Consider the following 20782-nt stretch of genomic DNA (forward strand, 5'->3'; position numbering starts at 1 on the left):
ACGTAGTATATCGTTAAATAAAGTTTTTCACAAAAGAATGAATTCATTCACAATGCTAAATTTCGTTTGCAAAATTGACGTAATTTAGTAGCTGCGAAAGACGATGTTCCGTTCTTTCGATTCATCAACAACAAACGATAATTTAAGATGAAACAGTATCACGATTTACTTCAGCATATATTGGATAATGGTACAGAAAAGGGAGACCGGACCGGTACAGGTACGTTCTCAACTTTCGGATACCAGATGCGTTTTGACCTTTCGGAAGGTTTCCCGGTAGTAACGACTAAAAAATTACACCTTCGTTCAATAATCCACGAGTTGTTGTGGTTTTTACAGGGAGATACAAATATTAAATACTTGAAAGATAATGGTGTGAGTATCTGGGATGAGTGGGCAGATGAAAAAGGGAATTTAGGTCCTGTATATGGATACCAGTGGCGTTCATGGCCTACACCGGACGGAGGGAAGATTGATCAGATTAGTAAGGTGGTAGACCAGATTAAAAATAATCCGGATTCCCGCCGCCTGATGGTAAGTGCCTGGAATGTGGCAGATGTGGATAATATGGCGTTACCACCCTGTCATTGTTTGTTTCAGTTTTATGTGGCAGACGGAAAATTAAGCTGCCAGCTATACCAACGCAGTGCGGATACCTTTTTAGGAGTACCGTTTAATATTGCTTCGTATGCTTTATTGACGATGATGGTAGCTCAGGTGTGTGATCTGGAACCGGGAGAATTTGTACATACACTAGGGGATGCACATTTGTACTCGAATCATATTGATCAGGCTAAGTTGCAACTCAGTCGTGATTTCAGACCGCTTCCTGAGATGAAAATAAATCCGGAGGTGAAAGATCTCTTTTCTTTTACGTATGAAGATTTTGAACTGATAAATTACGATCCGCATCCACACATTAAGGCAGCTGTAGCTGTTTAAATTTTTCTGGAAAATGAGTAAAAAAGTAACGCTGATCGTTGCCGTGGCAGATAATAATGTTATTGGTAAGGATAATGACCTGGTTTGGAGATTGAGAGATGATATGCGCTTCTTTAAAGAAACGACCACCGGTCATATTATTCTGACAGGACGGAAAAATTTTGAATCTATTCCCGAAAAATTCAGACCACTTCCGGATCGGTTAAACTGTATTCTTACGAGAAACCCGGAATATGATGCTCCGGGGTGTGAATTGTTTTCTTCTGTTTCCGGGTGGTTGGAAACGTATCAAAATGATGAAAGAAACCTGTTCATTATAGGTGGAGGAGAAGTGTACAGAGAGTCTTTGGAAAAGGGATATGTTACTGAAATGTTCATTACCCATGTTCACGGAGAACCGGAAGGTGATACCTTTTTCCCGGATTTCGATAAAGAAGACTGGACAATTTCAGTAGTCGGTACTGGCGAAAAGAATGAGAGAAACGATTATAGTTTTACGATAAAAAAGTATACCCGAAAATAAGATATGAAGGTTTGTATCGCAGAGAAACCGAGTGTGGCTAAAGACATAGCGGAGATAATCGGAGCGAAACAACGCAAAGACGGTTATTACGAAGGGGGAGGATACCAGGTCACCTGGACGTTCGGGCATCTTTGTACCCTTAAAGAACCCAATGATTATCTTGAAAAATGGAAATACTGGAATTTACGGGATTTACCTATGATTCCGTCGCGTTTTGGCATCAAATTGATTAATGATGAAGGCGTGAAAAAACAATTTCATGTAATCAAACGTCTGGTTCAGAACTGTGAAGAGGTTATAAACTGTGGCGATGCCGGGCAGGAGGGAGAGTTGATCCAGCGATGGGTACTTCACAAAGCACAATGTAAGGTGCCTGTTAAGCGCCTTTGGATTTCTTCACTTACGGAAGAAGCGATACTTGAGGGATTTAATAAGTTAAAGGACGCGAATGATTTTAACCGATTATACGCGGCAGGAAGTTCGAGAGCAATCGGAGACTGGTTGTTAGGTATGAATGCTACGCGCTTGTTTACCCTAAAATATGGAAGTGGTAAGGGCGTATTGTCTATCGGTAGGGTACAGACACCTACTTTGGCAATGATTGTGAACCGTCAGAAAGAAATTGAAGCATTTGTTCCTGAAGATTACTGGGAAGTGAAAACAGTGTACCGTGAGACTGAATTTTCAAGTAACCTGGGCAAGTTAAAACAACAGGAGAAAGCGGATGAAGCTGTAGCATCCATAAAAGAACTTCCTTTTGAAATTGTTTCCTTTGAAGTGAAGGAAGGAAAAGAGTCTTCTCCGCGCTTATTTGACCTTACAGCCTTACAGGTTGAGTGTAATAAGAAGTTTGGATTTTCTGCGGATGATACGCTGAAAATGATTCAGAATTTATATGAAAAAAAGCTGGTAACCTATCCGAGGGTAGATACAACCTATCTTTCGGACGATATTTATCCGAAAATTCCCGGGATTATGAAAGGGCTTACTCACTTGAGCGCATTAACAGCTCCGCTGCTTGAAAAGCCCATAAAAAAGACAAAACAGATCTTTGATAACAAGAAAGTAACGGATCACCATGCGATTATTCCTACCGGAGTTGCTCCCGGGGGAATTACTCCTGACGAGCAAAAAGTGTACATGACGGTAGCCAAGCGGTTTATTGCAGCTTTTTATCCGGATTGTATTGTATCTAATACGACTGTTTTGGGACAGGTAGGAGAGATTGAGTTTAAGGCGACCGGAAAACAAATTTTGAGTCAGGGGTGGCGTGTTGTGTATGAAGGCGAGAAAGCGGATGAGAAGGATGAAAAAGATAAAATCATGCCGACGTTCGAAGAAGGAGAGTCCGGACCTCATGAGCCGGTTATTATCCAACGACAGACCTCACCTCCTAAACCTTATACAGAGGCTACGCTATTGCGGGCAATGGAAACAGCCGGGCGACAGATTGACGATGAGGAGTTACGTGAAATGTTGAAAGATAACGGAATAGGTCGTCCATCTACACGGGCGAATATTATCGAAACATTATTCCGAAGAAAGTATATTGAACGGAAACGAAAGACCATTTTTGCGACGGAAACAGGTGTACAGGTAATCGAAACTATTTCCAATGATTTGTTAAAATCTCCGGAATTAACCGGGGATTGGGAGAAGAAATTGCGTTTGATCGAAAAAGGAGAATACGACAGCGAGATTTTTAAAAAAGAGTTAGTTGATATGGTGGTTGACCTAACGAATGAAATTCTCTTTCCTGAACAGTTTAAAATGCAAAAGGCTATTCGTGAAATGGGAGACGTAGACTGTCCGAAATGTAAAGAAGGCAAGATCATCAAGGGAAGAAAAGCGTATGGTTGCAGTGCGTATAAATCGGGATGTAATTTCCGTGTTCCCTTTGAGCAGGATGGAAAAGAAATCGGACAGGAAGAATTGGAGAAAATGATTGCAGATAAGGTTTGGTAATATCAGATAGATGTATCTGAAGCTTAGATAAATTAATGAAATTTATAGATAACATAATTCAAATTCATAAGAATCATTTTTGATTTTTACTTTTTTGAGTTAAATTTGAAAAAAAATAAAAAATATGAAAAAGGCTTTTACAATTTTGGCGCTAACAGGATTAACACTGGTTTCCTGTACAAAAGATTATTCTTGTACTTGTGAGCAGAAAGAAGTTATTGGTACGGATGTAGAAAACTCAGAGTATAAATTTACTGTAGAAGGAGCTACTAAGGTTCAGGCTCAGGCAGCTTGTAACGAAGCAACAGTGAAAGTAGAAGAGTCTGGTTATTCAATGGAGCAAACTTGTACGCTTACAAAAAAGTAATTGAAATAATTTCAAAAAAAGCCGTGTCACACTGTGGTACGGCTTTTTTTATGGTTTACTTTAACTAAAGAGAAAAGTTCCAGACTAATAAAACTTTTTCTACATTTGATAAAAAAAGATGAGAATATTTGCTGCTCTAGTAGTACTTCTGTTGTCAGTACTGCTGATAATTTTCCCCGACGTATTGTATAACTATGGTATATCCGGAGGATGGTCCTGGACATTTTCGGCTTTATCGCATTGGATTGGGATTTTTGTATTGTCAACTGTTGGTGTGATTCTCCTTCCTTTTCAGATGAAAAAAATCTATGCTACGCTCTTAAAGATAACAGTGGTTTTAGCTCTTTTGGGAGGATATTTTTTTGTTCGACCAATTTATCAGGGAGATTATAAGAAGGCGGATCGCGAATTAAATGATGCGACTAATTCTGTTTTAACAGAAGTTCTTGCTGCTAAACCCGGATTTGAGGGAGTAATTTGTATTGCAAGTCCCGGATGCCCGTTTTGTAAAATTGCTACAAGATATCGCTTAAAAGAGATCAAACGAAGAACAAATCTGGGAGTAGGAGTTTTTCTTGCAGCCAAAGATAGTTCGGCTATTACAGCATATAGCGAAGAAACAGAAAGCCCGGAACTGGATTATTTTTTGGTAGAGAATACTGATGGAATGAACCAGATGTCAGAAGGAAGATACCCTACTTTTCTGTATATTAAAGATAAGAAGATTATTCACAAATGGTCAAATGATAATCTGGGGTATCCGGCATTAGATTGGATTGAATCGGGAATGGAATAACGAATCGACATAAGTTTATATTTAAAGAAACCTTCTTAGGTTTTGGTTTAACCTATTATTGTAATACATTAAAACAATATAATATGAAATTAAAAATTACTCTGGGTCTTTTTGCTTTGGCAGTTTTTGGGATGACATCTTGCCGTAAAACACGTTATTGTAATTGTTATGATAGTTACGGAGACTTTCAAATAGCAGATACGTACTTGTTCGCAACAAAGAAGCAGGCAGAAGTGAACTGTAAAAATACAGCTTCGATCTCCGGACTGAATTGTAAATTGGACTAGCAGAACATAAGACTATACTGAAAGGGGAGACGGGAGTCTCCTTTTTTATTTAAAATATATATAATTGATCTTTATTGATTAACAGTTGGTTAAAATTAAAAGCTGAAAAAAAAGTAAAATTTCTTCGAAAAATGTTTGGCGAAATGGAATTAGTGCCTATCTTTGCACCCGCAATCACGAACGAGTGAGACCAAAAAAAATAAAGATTCCGTAGCTCAGCTGGTAGAGCATTACACTTTTAATGTAAGGGTCCTGGGTTCGAACCCCAGCGGGATCACAAGGGGAAGCAGTAGCTTCCCCTTCTTTTTTGTCAAAACCCTGCAAATTCTATGATTGCGGGGTTTTCTTTTTTACACAAAACTCCTTGTCTGTCTTTACAAATTCGCCCTCCGTAACCGATTTTTAGATTGAGTTCATTTTTCTGCTATGCTTCATTTAACAAATCGAAATAATTGTTTACATTGTTGGAACTGTACAAGAGAGATTTGCAGCTCTTATTAGAACCTGATTGTTAGCTTAACCTCTGACAACAAAATATAAATTATACTATGACCGACTATTATTCTCCCGACCCAATTTGGTCATCTTTACAAGTAAAAAATAAAGAAGATTACGTTAAGAAATATGTAATCAAAGGAAATTTTCATACTGGTGTTCATGAAGACGTGATCAAGAGCTTCAAAACAGTTGAATACCTGATGGCTCACGCATACTACCATTGGGAAATGTACGACCAAGTATTGGTGAAACTTCTATCCATATTTGAAATGTCCATTAAGTTAAGGTCTAAGGAGTTAAAAAATCCATTGCAATTTCAGACTAGAAACGGAAGATCTCAAGATAAGAAACTGGTTCAATTGATTAACGAATTGAAGAATTTTGGATATCCAGACTATTTGATTCGGGATTTACATTGGTTAAGAACATTAAGAAACATCGAATCACATCCTGACGGTCATCATATCGCTGGAGCGATGAAAAAGAAAGCTGTTATACCTGGTCTCAATATGATCAATCGGCTTTTTATTGATCCTACATTATTGACTCTCCAAAACGAGAACAATACCGAGTTATTGAAAAGTAAGAACATCTTTTCCAATGATATTTTTATCCATTCATATAAAGGAAAAAATGTCTTGGTCCACGATTTAGAGTTTTTGGCAAATGTCGATTTGAAAACAAGAAATTGTGAATACTGGAAAGCAAACCCAATATTGACAGATACATACGAATCATTCAGTGGAATGAGGTTCTCAAGCCCATTCACATTCTTCCTGAAGAACGTACAAATCGAAAACGGTAACCTGATAGCAAGAGACTTTCACACCGATGAAACAATAACACTAAATAAGACCACCGCTGAAGTAAATCTCAAAATGTATCAAACTCATGTAGAAGCCATAAATAAACTTGAACACACGCCAAAATCTGGACTGGAAGCATCACATCGGAATCATCTGAATACGCACTTAGAAGAATTTGTATATACTAATTGTTGGACTTATGAAAAAAGTCAATAATTAACTGAAAGACAATCTTAAAAAAGTGCAATCATTCATTTTTTAACCAATTCTTTAACCATATCAATGTACGATCAGGATAAAATATAGCCCAATAGGTAAAGCTGTCTTCCTCCTTACCCTCACAGCTTCAGAAAAACATAAAAACAAGGGTGTAACAAGCTCCGTTGCTCTTCGCCCTTGTTTTTTGCGTTCACTTAGCCAATCGTTCAGAATTCTAATCAAATAAGACTACGTATGTGAGAGCATATAAACATGCTTAAAAGCGAAAAATGATATTAAAAACAACGGTATTTTATTCCATCAAATTTGATGTGTTTTATCGCTATTGATTTTGAGTAAGCCCCTAACACATTGTTAAAAAAGGTTTTTAGGATGTACAAAAAGGTTTAATTTATTTGAAATACCCGTCTGCTTTATCTCAAAAAACTATATTTGAAGTCAAATTTTGTAACGCTCTCAACAATCGTTACTTATTACTACAGATTAACTTTAATTTACTACATGATGGGAAAACGAACGCGTATTGTTACTAGTAGCCTGTTTTTATTTTTCTCTTTGTCGGTTCAAACCGCCTTTACTCAAATGGACAGTGTATCCGTCTCAATTTATGAAGAAGGAGAAGTTACTTCCCCTTTGGATTCTACACAGACAATCCCCTTACTGAAGCTCAGTTTATACGTAGCGGATTACGATTTTTTCGGAGAACTGTTTGTGGAAGTATTGGAGAAAACCAGCCAGCACCCCATCTATCGGGTAAAGTATGACCTGGCACGACTGGAAACGGAAGCGGCCAGTTTTACAGATAATCAATTTATCCTGGACTTCATCCCTTTCATGAACGAAGTTGATTATACGATCCATGTACGGGTGAAGGATTACTTATTGAATCCGGAGTTGTTCAGTACGTTTGAATTTATCCATTAACTGCTAATACAAGAAGTATACTATGTTTGTTGATCAAAACTGTTTACCTGTAAGGGGGCGATATGCTTATGTCGTAGCTCTGATGGCTTTGTTGCTTTCAATCCGACTGACTTCAGCACAGACTACAGTCACTATAGAATCATCTGCCGACGTGTTGTTGACATCATTAATGCCAACTACCAACTTTGGGACTACGACTAATATAGGAGTTAGCAGAAGTACAATTTCTTTTAACTTCAATACTAAAAGTCTACTCAAATTCGATTTATCCTCTATCCCAGAGAATGCAATTATCACATCAGCGGAATTAATACTGGAAGTAAACAGTGGAACTCCCTTTAGTTTTTTATTTCAGCAATTGACAGAAGATTGGAGTGAAACAACGGTTACCTGGAATACTATTCCAACGGAAACTACACAATATGAATTTACAGAAATACCAACAGTAAATAGTTGGCCCTGGGATACAAATGTTAAGTTTCATCATTTTGATGAGCTGAATTTAACTACTATGGTACAACGCTGGATCAATTATCCGCACCTAAACCATGGTATGCTTATTGATCGGGATCCGGCAGCCGTAGCAGATAACTCGAATTCGTACAAATCAAGAGAGGCCGGGACTTCTTATATAGAGTTGTCTGGAGGATTTGTTATCCCATTGTATCATAGTCCACGGCTTATTGTACGATACGTATTGCCGATTGAAATCGATTTGGTATCTGTAATACATGCTTCAGGAACAAGTTCAGGAGACGGTTCGATTACGGCTTCTGCCAGTGGGGGAAATGGAGCATATACCTATCAATGGTACAACAGTTCAGGGAGTGCTATCGGAACGAACTCTCCGACAATAAGCGGATTGAATTATGGTTGGTACGGTGTAAAGGTGACAGATGGTCTTGGCGTGGAGAGCTATATGTCTTTTATCGTTGGTGTGGAATGTGAGAAGGTAAGTATTTCCTATAATCCGGGTCCCAATTATGTCAATGATACTTATATCACCAATTTCCAAACGATATCTTCGGATCTTAGAGATGTGAATTATGGAAATACTGCATCATTTCTGGTTAGGAGACGATACAGTACGAATGGTATTGTAGGATACTTTGACTATAGATCACTACTGCGATTTCTTTTGACGAATGACCCGAATTTAAAGATAAATAAAGCCGATTTAAAAATACGGGTTTCCAGTAATTCAGGAACCGGAAACAATCCCTTTCTACGCTTGATTGCAGAGGATTGGCAAGAACATATTGTTACACACAATCATCAACCTCTTTTTTCTAGTTTTATTGAGAAAGCAACAGGAATTACCTCTACAGGAGATCAAGTTATTGATGTGCAGGAATATTGGGAGTATTGGCGAACAAGTTCGAATTATGGTTTTTTATTGGAATTGGAAAATCCGGCTGTAAATGCGAATAGGATGGTCAATGTGTATTCATCGGATTATACTGCAAACATAGGATATAGACCTCAAATGGAATTTGAGGTCACGCTTACTTGCCCGGAATATGTCACATTGAAAGAGAAACCCGATGGTGGAGTCTATCTTTTGTATCGTCCGGTTATCCGATTTTATTTTAATGAACTGGAGGATGCCGAAACCGGAGAACAGTTGAAATTTGAGATCAGAAATAGTTCAAATACCATAATCGCTTCTTCGGGACATTCTGGAGCTCCTACAGGTATCGGGTCAGCAGTGATTCACCGAACAGATGGCAATTATCACATTTTTGATTTATCAGGAATATCACTGCCTGTTGATGAACCTCATACACTTACTATCTATAAAATAGATGGAACGAAACGCTATCTGAATTTTAAGAAAGTTAATTAATCAAAGTCATTATGATACAACAAATTCGCAAACATCCGGTAACGAAAGTACTTAGTGTACTGTTGATTTACTGTATACTTCTTCCGGTTGTGCTTGTTCAACAGCCGGTCTACTCACAGGTAGGGCCTTCGCAAACAGAAACTTCCGGTTATACTTTGGGGTCTACAGCAGGAATGGTAGATGAATTTACCGGAGATTTTTCGTATTCGATTCCTTTATTAGATGTAGATGGGTATCCGATTACGATCTCCTATAACTCAAATGTATCTATGTTTCAGGATGCTTCCTGGGTAGGTTTAGGATGGGATTTAAACGTAGGATCTGTTTCGCGTGATATGAGAGGTATCCCAGATGACTTTAACGGGGAAGATAAAGTGGAGCGTTCTATCGGGATGAAAGACTATGAAACTGATGGTAATAAGTTGGGAACCCGTTCAGGTATTTCAGTGAGTTTTGCAGATGGGGCAGGAGGTGGACTGGGAATGAGTTTGTTATACGGTACGTATATGAATTCATATAATGGAAAAGGTACAACCTGGGATTTTGGATTAAACGGAACATTGAATGTAGGGGATCACCTGAACTTTAACTGGGGAGTTGGATTTAGTATGGATTCGCAGAATGGAGTGGGAAGAAATAACTCCATCGGGATAGGCGGAGATTATGCTATTAATGGATTTCAGGGGGGGGGAGGATTTACTGCTTCCAGTAGTTTTTCCAGTAGACAGGGGTTGAAGTCAACGCACTTTGGTTTGTCTCATTCCTTTTCGCTGAAAGACAAGGAAGTTACGCAAAACGGGAATACGGAAAAGTTTTCGGGAGGTGGAATAGGAATGTCACATGGATCGTCGTATTCATTAGGAACGATGACTTCTGTACCTAAATTTGATCTTCCCCGTTTAGGATATAATGAAACGAGTACGAATAGCTTAAAAGGAGTGGTGCGGTTAACGGCGATTCAATTTTATGGATCATTTATTTCTACGAATTATTACTTCAACGACCTGATCACGCTTAACAAACAAACAATAAGTTCTCCTGCATATGGTTATTTCCATCTTGGAAAAGGTCAACAGGCAAAAGCAGCTACTTTACCTATGATGGATTTTAATCGTGAACGTGATTCCGAATTTTCGGAAGAAATGGTAAAACTTCCTTTTTCTGCGCCAACGTATGATTTTTTTAATGTTTCTGCAATGGGAATTGCCGGAAGTGTAAGAGGACATCGAAATGATGTCGGTACACTCAGAGATCCCCTTGTGAATATTTACAATGAAGGAACGAATAAAGAAGTAGAGGTGACAGGAGGTTATTCAACACCTAATGGCTTAATTCTGGGAGCGACATATTCGCAGGGAGATGTTGCTTCTGCCGGAAAATCAGGGGTCTGGGATAATTTATTAGGAGTGCTGTTTCGTTGGAATGCAGAAAACAAGAACGGAATTGAAAAGGAAGTCTTTTTTAAAGCGGTTGGAGAGCCTACTCCCCGGGATATGGAAAGATGGGGAGATTTTGCGGGGGAAGAACCACTACGGGCAAAAATGTACGCAGCCGGCGATAATATTTTTATGGATTCTGAGTTAGAGGCTCCTTCTAGTAATCAGAGCCTGGATGTAGTCTCCTTAATGAATGCACCTAGTCCCGAACAGGTAAGAGCCAACTATTACCGACCTTATACCGGAGATGTATATGTTTCGACTCTTCAAAAAGACAAGGTTCGGTATAAAGATGAAGGGGATTGGATAAATCCAGTGGATATCGAAATAAATCGTGTCGACGGAACACTTAGAAAGGGACATCATATTTCAGCTTTTGAAGCTACAGCGGTAAACGGATTACAGTATTATTTTGATGTACCGGTTTATAATATGGGGGAATCAGAGATTCGTTTTAATGCCGGAGGTTTGGCAGGAACCCAGAATTTTTATGCAACTACAGCTACCGGTAATGTAAGCTATGTCCCGGGTGTAGATAATTCATGGAATAACGCACGGGGCAGAAACGGGTTTTATGAAAAAACAACTATCCCGGGGTATGCACATTCCCACTTATTGTCATTGATGACCAGTTCCGATTATGTAGATCGTTTCGGGGATGGTCCTACTGCTGATGACATGGGGAATTACTATAAATTTAATTACACACGTATTTATGATGCGACAACTCCTTATAAATGGCGTTTTCCCTACGAAGCGAATTCTGCCAAACTGAATCAGGGACATTTTTCTACACCTTTTGATGATGTAGCGAGTTATAGTTTCGGTGAAAAAGAAGTTTGGTATGCCCATTCAATTGAGACAAAAAATTACATAGTTGAATTTCATTTGAACGATCCCAGATCCGTTAAACGAAAAGATGGACATGGCGTAAATGATGAAAATGGAGGTTTGGATTCTGATCAGGATTTACGTTATCTGGAAAAAATTGTTTTGTATAACAGAAGTGACAGAACCGAGAATGGAACTAATGCGATTCCTCTTAAAGTAATTAGTTTTAAGTATGATTATTCACTTTGTCCCGGAACTCCTTCCAATAGTAATACAGCAAATGGTATTCCAACGGATTCAGGAAAACTCACATTGAAATCGATACACTTTTCAGGAGGGAATTCAAATGAAGGAAAACTGGCTCCTTATGAGTTTGTTTATGATCAGGGAGGAACGTTTGATAATCCGTCTTTCTCCTACCTTGATATGAACCGTTGGGGTGGTTATAAACCCAATAATTCTTCTGAAAATAATCTGGATTATCCGTTTGCAGAACAGCAATTGAGTTTGGCTAATGCTTACGCAAAAGCCTGGAAGTTGAAAAAAATCATAACTCCTTCGAGTGGAGCAATTGCTGTAGAATACGAGGCGGATCGTTATACCCACACACAGGATAAAAAGGCAATGCGAACCTTTAAGGTTTTAGGAATGACTACTTTTCCTGACTTCCTGGTGAATGGTTTTGCCAATGCTGATGAAAAGTTGGTTAATTCTTCAGATCGTAAGCAGCCCTTTACAATTCTGTTTTTTGAGTTGGATAATTCAATGGGACCAATAACAGGTACAGCTGCGGAAAAGAATCAGAAAATAACTGATCTGTATTTTAGAGATGAAACAACCGGAAAACTTCTCAATGAGTTGTTTTTTCAGTTCCGTGTATTTGTCAATCCTTCCGTTAGTGACAGTTATGAGAATATTCTTGGATTCGCAGACATTATCAAATGGATGGGAGTGACAGAGTACGGAGGTAACCAGATTGGTTATGTTCTTCTAAAAGATGAAGACATAAAGGATAAAGAAGGCTCTTCCAACTACAAGGTAAATCCCATTCAAAAAGCAGCCTGGCAGTATGCCCGTTTGAATATTCCGGATGTAGTATACGGGAATTGTAATTTTAACTGGTCGAATCCTCAGGTAACCAACTGCGATTATTCAAATGATATTGATGCATCAGTGGCTTTCGGATCAGATTTGAATAAACAATTGAATAAAAAAGGATACTGTCATTCGTTCGATTCGGACAATAGTTTTATCCGGTTGTATGATCCGAGGGGATATACAATAGGAGGTAATTCCAGAGTGAAATCAATAACCTATTCGGATAACTGGGAAAATATGACCAGTTCGGAAGATGCATCAGAATACACCTGGGAATATACGTATGATCATGCGGATCTGGACAATAATGATGTCGTTAAGAAGTACACAAGTGGAATTGCGGCTTATGAACCGGCTTTGGGGAATGTAGTCAACCCTTTCTATAGTTGGTCCGTGTATAAAAATGAAATTAAACAATTCCCCGATGAAACGCGCTTTACGGTTGAACCGGTGGGAGAATTGTTATTCCCTGCTCCTGTTGTCGGGTATGAACGTGTTCATATCCGATTTAAAGAAAGAGCCGGAGTTACACAGAATACAGTCGGAAGTCAGGAGACGGTATTTTTTACGGCAAAAGATAAACCTACGCGGGTGAGATTTACACCTATTGACAGATCAGCAAGAGTAAAGAGAAACAATTTTTTCACTTCCGAAGAAGTACTGCTGCAAGGTTTGAGTCAGGGCTACACGGTTGTGACAAACGATTTTCACGGAAAAGTAAAAAAGGTAAGTGTTTATGACCGGGACGATAATCTCATCCAGTTATCAAATTATGTGTATGATGCCGATAACAGGGTAAATATGCTTGATCGGTCAGGTGGTATGAACGAGGAAGCAATAGCGATGGAGTATGATATTTATGCGGATACTCGTTTTATTGAGCATGATGCCTCTACAATGACCATCGGAGGGGGGATTGATCTTACCTGGTATATTCCTTTACCGATCTTACCGATGCCTATTTTTAACTTTTCTCAGGCCAAAACACGAAAAGGTTTTTATGCACATACGATTAATAAACACCTGAACAGGTCTGCCATACTCAATAAAGTAGAGACGACGTATCTGGGATCCAGGAACAGTGCTGAAAATCTGGTATGGGACAGGTATTCCGGAATGGTAATAGTCTCTTCACTGAATGACGAGTTTAATGATAAACTGTATTCTGTTTCCTATCCTTCTCACTGGTATCATACGAATTTTGAGAATCGATACAGTAATGAAACATTGACGCTCAGTAATGTAAATCTTAATAATGGTACATTGACTTTCAGCGGAACCATTCCTCCTTTAGTGAATGGTGATCTTGTACAAATTTCTAATGGGGTTACAACAGAAACAGGGTGGGCATTAACCGGAGGAAATGGCGGAAATATAATCAACGAAGACGGTGATCGCTTCAATACAACGAGCGAACAGGTGGATGTAAAAATGATGGTTTCTGCCCGAAAAAACCGTCTGACAGAGACCATGATGCAGGTAACGACGAAAAAAAATCCTGTAGTAGGATCTTCGTTCCTATTTCCGGACGAGGATATCTTATCGGTCAGTGCTGTTGAATATGATTTTAATTATGATGTTCCCTGCCCAACAGATGCAGGGTGGCCTTTGATCAACCCGATAAAAATTAATCCGTTTAATCAATATGGTGTATACACAAGTCTGTATCCTGTTCGTCAGTTGGCTTTTCAGGAAGAAAGAGAAAGTGTAACGGACGGTATCCATAAAGATGCTGAAATAGAGAATTACAAACCCTTTTACGCGTTGAATAATGGTGCATGGCACAAAATTTATGAGACAGGACATCCGGATCTGACAACAGAAGGTGATTATCAGAGATGGAGAGAATTACAGCAGATTACCAGCTTTGATGAGTTTGCGAAACCCGCCAATGTAAAAGATCCGTTGGATGTTCATGCTGCTGTTTTGTATGGCTATAATAAACTATTCAAATTAATTCCAGTGGCCAGTGCGGTAAATGCGCAAACCAACCAATTGGTATTTGAAGGTTTTGAAGAATACGGATACCTTGTTTCAGAGTTGGTTCCTTCTCCTGCTAATTTTGATTATTATCACTTTGATTTTACCGTTTCGAATGATTCTCAGGTAGAAATTACCAAAGAAGAGAAACATTCTGGATTGTACAGTATGAAAATCGAACCGGGAGATTCAGCATACGTTTCACGATGGAGAACTTCATTACCTTGCGAGGATACTGTAAACCGGATCGTTGAAGGAGAGTATATTGCTCCGGTTTGTGATTGCATCAAACGGTTTTCTCCCTATCCGGGCGAGTATGTGTTAAGCACCTGGGTGAAACAGAATACCGGTGCGCCGGATTATACAGACGTAGAGGTATATGTGAAGATCAACGGTACAACCTATACAATGACTCCGTCAGGCCCTGTCATTGATGGATGGCAGCGGGTAGAAGGACGTTTTACGGTTCCGGCCATAGCAACAATACCCGTTTATGTGACCATACCGAATACTACTTCCGATAATTTGTATGTGGATGATTTCCGGATTCATCCGGTGCTTTCGGAAATGACGACAACGGTCTATCATCCGGATCATTTATTACCGATAGCTACACATGACGGATACAACTATACGACGTTCTACAATTATGATGAGAACCGGCGACTGGTTCGCGTTCGGGTTGAGACGGTAGAAGGGGTCAAAACGATTTCGGAAACGGAAACGGGGATTCGCAAACGCTATACGAATAACTAACTGCTAATACGAAAAGAAATGAAGATATTACAAGCTCTATTTTTCTTAGTTACGTTCTCGCTTATTACAAGTTTTTCCTTCGGACAAAAGGAATTGTATACCAATGAGCTGAGTGGAGTACTTAGCAGTGGCATGCAGGTAACAACAGCCGATGAGAAATTTGATTATATGGAAATGAATCCGACTACCTGGGAGGATGAGTTTAAGAATCTGCGGGTAGAAAACCGGGTAAGTTTGTTTTACGATCCGACGGTTCCATTGACGGGGGTGTCGGCAGGTAATACACAGGTTACTGTCGATATTACCTGGCAGGACGAATTGTTTATAGTGCATACTACGCAGGAAATTCTGGAGGTGACGTATGATCCGGATGGAACAATAGTTGTGGATGACAGAGCTACTTATCTGTTCTCAGGAGGTCATGTTGTTGATCTGGAAGTAGTGAGCGTGGGAGGAAGCTTATCGGCTGCAGCCGTTATTCTGCGAAGTGAAATTGAAGTTGACAGAGGGTATACCTATGCAGGAACTCCGTTAACAGGAGTGGGAATAGATGCAGTAAGTGAAACGGAGTATATTACTTTTTACTGGCAGGGAGATCAGGGAGCTGTAAAATATGAACTGGAGTATGTACATATTAATGACTATACGGATGAGGATGGTGTTTATGTAGCTCAGACAAGTCTTCCGTATGATTTTTACCAAAACTCTACACGTGTTGAGGTGTTGGGAACTACCTACCGGTTACCTAAGTTGTTTGATCATGGATATGTTATTTTCAGAGTGCGTGGAATTGGTCGTCAGGGTACCAATTTTGAGTACCGCAAAGAAGGAGCATGGAATGCGAATGAAAGTGGTATGATATCCGGTCTTCCGGCAGCGCATAAACTGGCGGTTAGCGGTGAAGTGGAAAATGGCGAAAAGAACTGGTCGCATTCGGTAGGATATGCGGAAGAAGGGAAACGTTTTGAAAGTATTGGCTTTGCGGATGGATTAGGCCGGGGAAGACAGCAAGTGGTAAGAAATCCGGAGACGGAACAGGCTGTTGTATCCAATGTATATTATGATTATCATGGTCGCCCGGTGGTCAGTGATTTAGGAACTCCTGTAGAAGGAGAAAGTCTTTCGTATTACGAATCGTTCAACCGTCCCGAAAGTAACCCTTTAGTAAATTATGGTCCGGCATTTTTTGATGAAGATACAGATCCTATGATTGCGTGTATTCCTCAAAGTGAAGGATTTTCCCAAAACCATGGCGCTGGGCAATACTATTCGGATAATAATCCGGATAAAGAACGGGAAAATGCGTATATCCCCGATGCAGACGGTTTCCCTTTTGCACGGATTCAGTATATGCCGGATCAGACGGGACGAATCAAGCGTGCTGGGGCGTATGGAGAGGAATTCCAGATTGGTAATGGACATGAAACAGAGTTCTTTTATGTGATTCCTTCACAAGAAGAACTCAACGTTCTTTTTGGAACAGATGTGGGGATGAATACACATTATCAAAAACGGGTAATGCGTGATGCGAACGGACAGCACTACGTCGAATATTATGATATGGCAGGACGCGTTATTGCGAGTGGGTTGATAGGTAATGCGCCAACAAATGTGGATGAAATTCACGATGTGGGAGCGGTTACGATGACGGTTTCACTGATTGATGGTGTTGACGAAAATAATCCTCCTTCGGACGGAATCAGTCGAGAGACCCAACACGTGTTCTTTGATACTGATGCTGAAGTAGCCTTTAATTATGGATTTACTCCGGGGCATTTTGATACTTTCTGTGCAGAATCCCAACTGTGCTTTGACTGTATTTATGAGCTTACGTTGGTTGTAAAAGATGATTGTGGTGATATCGTACAGGATGAAGCGCGGTATATAAACGGAAGTGACCTGGCGGAACTTACAGGTTATACTCTTGATGGCTCCTGCAGCGAAACTCCACAGAGCTATGTTTTCAGTGAACCTTTTACGGTGACTGCAGGTGTTTATGTGATCACAAAGGAATTACGTGTTGCACAGGAAGTGCTTCCGGTGTATTGGTGTATTGAAGCCAACGAAGGAAATTGTTCCTCCAGTTATTTTGATTTTTTTAATACACTTTATGAACAGACTGTATTTGACGTTTGTGAACAGGTGGAAGAAGGTCCTTCATTGATTAGTGAAGGGATGACATGCGCTGATTATCTGAGTATCCTGAAGCGGGATGTAAGCCCGAACGGACAATATGGTGAGTATCAGTTCTGGTCAGGGGGAGTACATACACAGGATCCTTCTTTATTTGATTTGTCCGTATTCAATACAACAAATAGTCTGGGAGGAAATTGGAAAAGCCCGTCCATTACATATAAGGAGGCGGATGGTGTTACGGTGTCCTATATCGAAATTTTTGACGATGGTAGCGGAGGATATATTCCAGCTGTAGATAACCCGGTTCTGGTTACGACTAATGCGAGCGGGCAGCACCTTACAACACCACAAAACCTTTCCTTTTTCGAAGATTTTATACTGTATTGGCGTTCGGGTTGGGCCAATGCGTTGGTAGAGTTTCACCCGGAATATTGCTATTACTCCTTTTGTACTTCGCAACAGGATTCGCGGGATTATGATGCACAAATGGGAGCCATTACGTCCCATAGTGATGCCTGTTCCGGTGACTGGTACAATCCGTTGGGTGTGACTACGGGTATGATTACCAATTTCGGTCATGCGTATACAAGTTATACGTTTACAGCGGGGTGTGGGACAGGTGCAACTGCGCTGGATCCGTTTTTTCAGACCGGGGGAGCGGGAGCTTCCTATTATTCGGATATGCTGAATGATGCATTGAATTACTACGATGTGGGAGGCGGATTTTATTACACATTACTGGACGTAGCGATCTGGTCGGTGATGTTCCCCGCTTATAGCATGGATGCTTATAACTGGAATGAAATAGCCAGAGTGAGCAATTTTGAATGCTATGAAGATTTGATCTGGTTAAAATACGTAGAGTTATATAAAAATCTGAAGAAAAAGTACTATTACCTGGCTGAACAGGAGTATGCCTTGAGTAATGGTTGTTATAACGGCTGTATAGGCAATGCAGCGTTTGATCCGAATGCGGTAATTGATGGAGGGACAGGAACATACAACACCCTGAAATCGGGGAGTCAGCCTTGTGACAGCCCGGCAGATTATTCGGACAAACAACCCCGTTTTGAAGGAAGTCGCTTATTACCGTATTTACTGGAAGATGATATGAGTGATTTGCTAACTACTGTTCAGGGTGAGGTTGGAGCAGCGGGAGATGCCTACTGTGACAGTCGAGTGGAAGAGTGGGTCAATCAGCTCTCGGCGTGCGGTTTTACCCCCGTTCAATTGACACAACTGGAACTGGAACTTGGGGACCTGTGTGCAGAAGTGATGGAGACGGATAACACCGGGTTTACCTATGCGGGCAATTTTTACGAAGATGTACATACGATTCTCAATGGAATATTGGGGTCAGGGTATGCAACGAATTTGTGTAATCCGTTGTTGATGAGTGACATGGGGGTTCCCGGCGCTGTTAGCGAGTTTGGAGCCGCAGAAATGGATAGTTGTGCCTGTGATATGCTGGAAACAGCGTCCGATATTTATAAAGCGTCTCCCGGAGACTATTCCAGTATAGAGGATGTATTGCTACAGGAGTTTGGTATAGGGATTCCGGATGCCGACTATCTGCTGTGTCAGTGTGATAAAATTTCTTTTGGCGCGCGGGCTGCAATCACAATCCTTGTTCCTGCTGAAATGGCCTGTGATCAGTGTATCGGTTGTGAGTTGTTTACTGAAGTAGATAGCCTTTTTATGGACCGCATAGGACCGATTATATCAGAAGGAGATGTGAATTACGAAAAAGTGTATACCAATTACATGAATTACTACTTCGGAGAGCACTATACATTCAGCCAGTACCAGGGACTCAAAGAACAGTGTACTTCAGAAACGGAACCCTTTTGTGAATTAAGCGAAGCTGCGGAATTGCTAGCGCCTATTCTGAATCTGATTGCGCGCAGAGGACAACTGATGGCTCCGGATACAGCTCCGGTGAACCTGATTGCGGATAATATCATTTTTGCGCAAACGCTGGCACAAAATCCGCAAGTACCTTTCCGTGAATTCTATTCCGAACCGGGGAGTACTTCTGATGAACGCATTCTGTATTTTGAAGATCCGGTAACCCAGATTAATTGTTCCATTACACTGGAATTACCCGTAGATGCTGAGTTTGGGTTTGAACAGATCGTAGGGTTTGCGCATTTGCAACCTACAGGGGTGCAGGATTGCTCGCATGATGGAAGTTTTGAAGTACAGGTGTATTACCTTTCCTGCGGACAACTGTTCCCGGGAAAAATACAGGGAAATACGACGTGCCTGTCTCTGCTGGATTGTGTGTGTTCGGGATCTCAGGCGCAGTTATGCCGTACGGATTTACCGGACTGGACGGATGGTATGGCACTTCGTCCACCTTGTTATGAGCCGGATCTGGGGATGATTATTTACGAAACCAATCAGGCGTATGCGCGACATATTGAAACCCAACGGGTAGCTTTCTATGAGCAATACATGGCAACCTGTTCACAGGCGTTTGAAACAGAAGTGATGGAGTATACAGCACCCTTTAACATCTATCAACACACTTTGTTCTATTACGATCAGGCGGGTAATCTTGTACAAACAGTAGCTCCCGAAGGACGTGATCGCGATTTTATTCTAAACGATGCGACTACCCAGTCTGATGTAAATACGGCCCGACTGGCGGGAACACCTCGTGTTGTTCCGGATCATTCGTTTATTACTTCGTATGGATATAACAGCTACAATCAGTTGGTAACCACAACCAACCCGGATCAGGAAGGAAATACCCGGTTCTGGTATGATTTCTACGGACGTATTGTGGTCTCACAGAATCCGCATCAGGCAGATGCAGGTATATACAGCTATACGTTCTATGATGCATTGGGACGTCCCGTTGAAGTAGGGCAGGTAGTACGCCCGGCTGCACCATCCGAAGCGATGCTTAAACAGGATGATAAAGGTGCCGGATTTGAAGCCTGGGTAAGTGTCGGGACACGTACCGAAATAACACGCACCTATTACGATGCGCCTCTGGATCCTTCTATAGAAAGCAAGTTTGCGAACGGGCAACAGGAGAACCTGCGTATGCGTGTAGCTTCAGTGGTGTATTTTACAACGTATTCAGCGAGTCTGCTTAGTTATCAATCGGCGAACCATTATTCGTATGATGTACACGGTAATGTAAAAGAAGTGATTCAGGACTTTCCGTTCTTTGGGTTGCCCACCAATGAGATGTCTACACAATATGAGTACGAGCTGTTGAGTGGAAATATGAAAAAAGTACGGTACCAGGCCGAAAAAATCGATCAACATACGCAAGAGTATACATACGATGCCCTGAACCGTCTGAGAGCGGTGTACAGCAGTACGGATGCGATTCACTATCACCGGGAAGCGGGGTAT

Annotated in this window: 11 protein-coding genes and 1 tRNA gene; all 12 read left to right on the plus strand. The window is 40.6% G+C overall.

Going from position 1 to position 20782, the window contains the following annotated elements; translation table 11 throughout:
- Positions 1-147: 147 nt before the first annotated feature.
- Complete coding sequence (locus tag ABDZ97_RS00460) at positions 148-942, plus strand: thymidylate synthase (protein WP_343783953.1); 795 nt, start codon at positions 148-150, stop codon at positions 940-942.
- A 13-nt stretch (positions 943-955) separates the two neighbouring features.
- On the plus strand, positions 956-1465 hold the full coding sequence (locus ABDZ97_RS00465; RefSeq protein WP_343783955.1) for a dihydrofolate reductase: 510 nt from the start codon (positions 956-958) through the stop codon (positions 1463-1465).
- Positions 1466-1468: 3 nt separating this feature from the next.
- The gene (locus tag ABDZ97_RS00470; protein WP_343783957.1) at positions 1469-3430 is read left to right on the plus strand and encodes a DNA topoisomerase 3; all 1962 of its coding nucleotides are present in this window, start codon (positions 1469-1471) and stop codon (positions 3428-3430) included.
- Between the two features lie 124 nt (positions 3431-3554).
- Entirely contained in the window at positions 3555-3797 is a 243-nt protein-coding gene (locus ABDZ97_RS00475) for a hypothetical protein (RefSeq protein ID WP_343783959.1), read from the plus strand.
- Between the two features lie 118 nt (positions 3798-3915).
- Positions 3916-4593 (plus strand): hypothetical protein, encoded by a 678-nt coding sequence (locus ABDZ97_RS00480; RefSeq protein ID WP_343783962.1) that lies wholly within the window; start codon positions 3916-3918, stop codon positions 4591-4593.
- An 83-nt stretch (positions 4594-4676) separates the two neighbouring features.
- On the plus strand, positions 4677-4880 hold the full coding sequence (locus ABDZ97_RS00485; RefSeq protein WP_343783963.1) for a hypothetical protein: 204 nt from the start codon (positions 4677-4679) through the stop codon (positions 4878-4880).
- 204 nt (positions 4881-5084) lie between these two features.
- Positions 5085-5157: transfer RNA gene (locus ABDZ97_RS00490), tRNA-Lys, on the plus strand.
- A gap of 271 nt (positions 5158-5428) precedes the next feature.
- Positions 5429-6400: a hypothetical protein gene (locus ABDZ97_RS00495; RefSeq protein ID WP_343783964.1), complete on the plus strand. Its 972-nt coding sequence runs from the start codon at positions 5429-5431 to the stop codon at positions 6398-6400.
- 504 nt (positions 6401-6904) lie between these two features.
- A complete protein-coding gene (locus ABDZ97_RS00500; protein WP_343783965.1) occupies positions 6905-7327 on the plus strand; it encodes a hypothetical protein in 423 nt (140 codons plus the stop codon).
- 22 nt (positions 7328-7349) lie between these two features.
- On the plus strand, positions 7350-9173 hold the full coding sequence (locus ABDZ97_RS00505; protein WP_343783966.1) for a DNRLRE domain-containing protein: 1824 nt from the start codon (positions 7350-7352) through the stop codon (positions 9171-9173).
- 11 nt (positions 9174-9184) lie between these two features.
- Positions 9185-15274 (plus strand): carbohydrate binding domain-containing protein, encoded by a 6090-nt coding sequence (locus ABDZ97_RS00510; RefSeq protein ID WP_343783968.1) that lies wholly within the window; start codon positions 9185-9187, stop codon positions 15272-15274.
- Positions 15275-15292: 18 nt separating this feature from the next.
- The coding region (locus ABDZ97_RS00515) for a hypothetical protein (protein WP_343783970.1) at positions 15293-20782 on the plus strand (5490 nt) is incomplete at its 3' end.

The organism is Wandonia haliotis (genome assembly GCF_039523435.1).
GTDB lineage: Bacteria > Bacteroidota > Bacteroidia > Flavobacteriales_D > Crocinitomicaceae > Wandonia > Wandonia haliotis.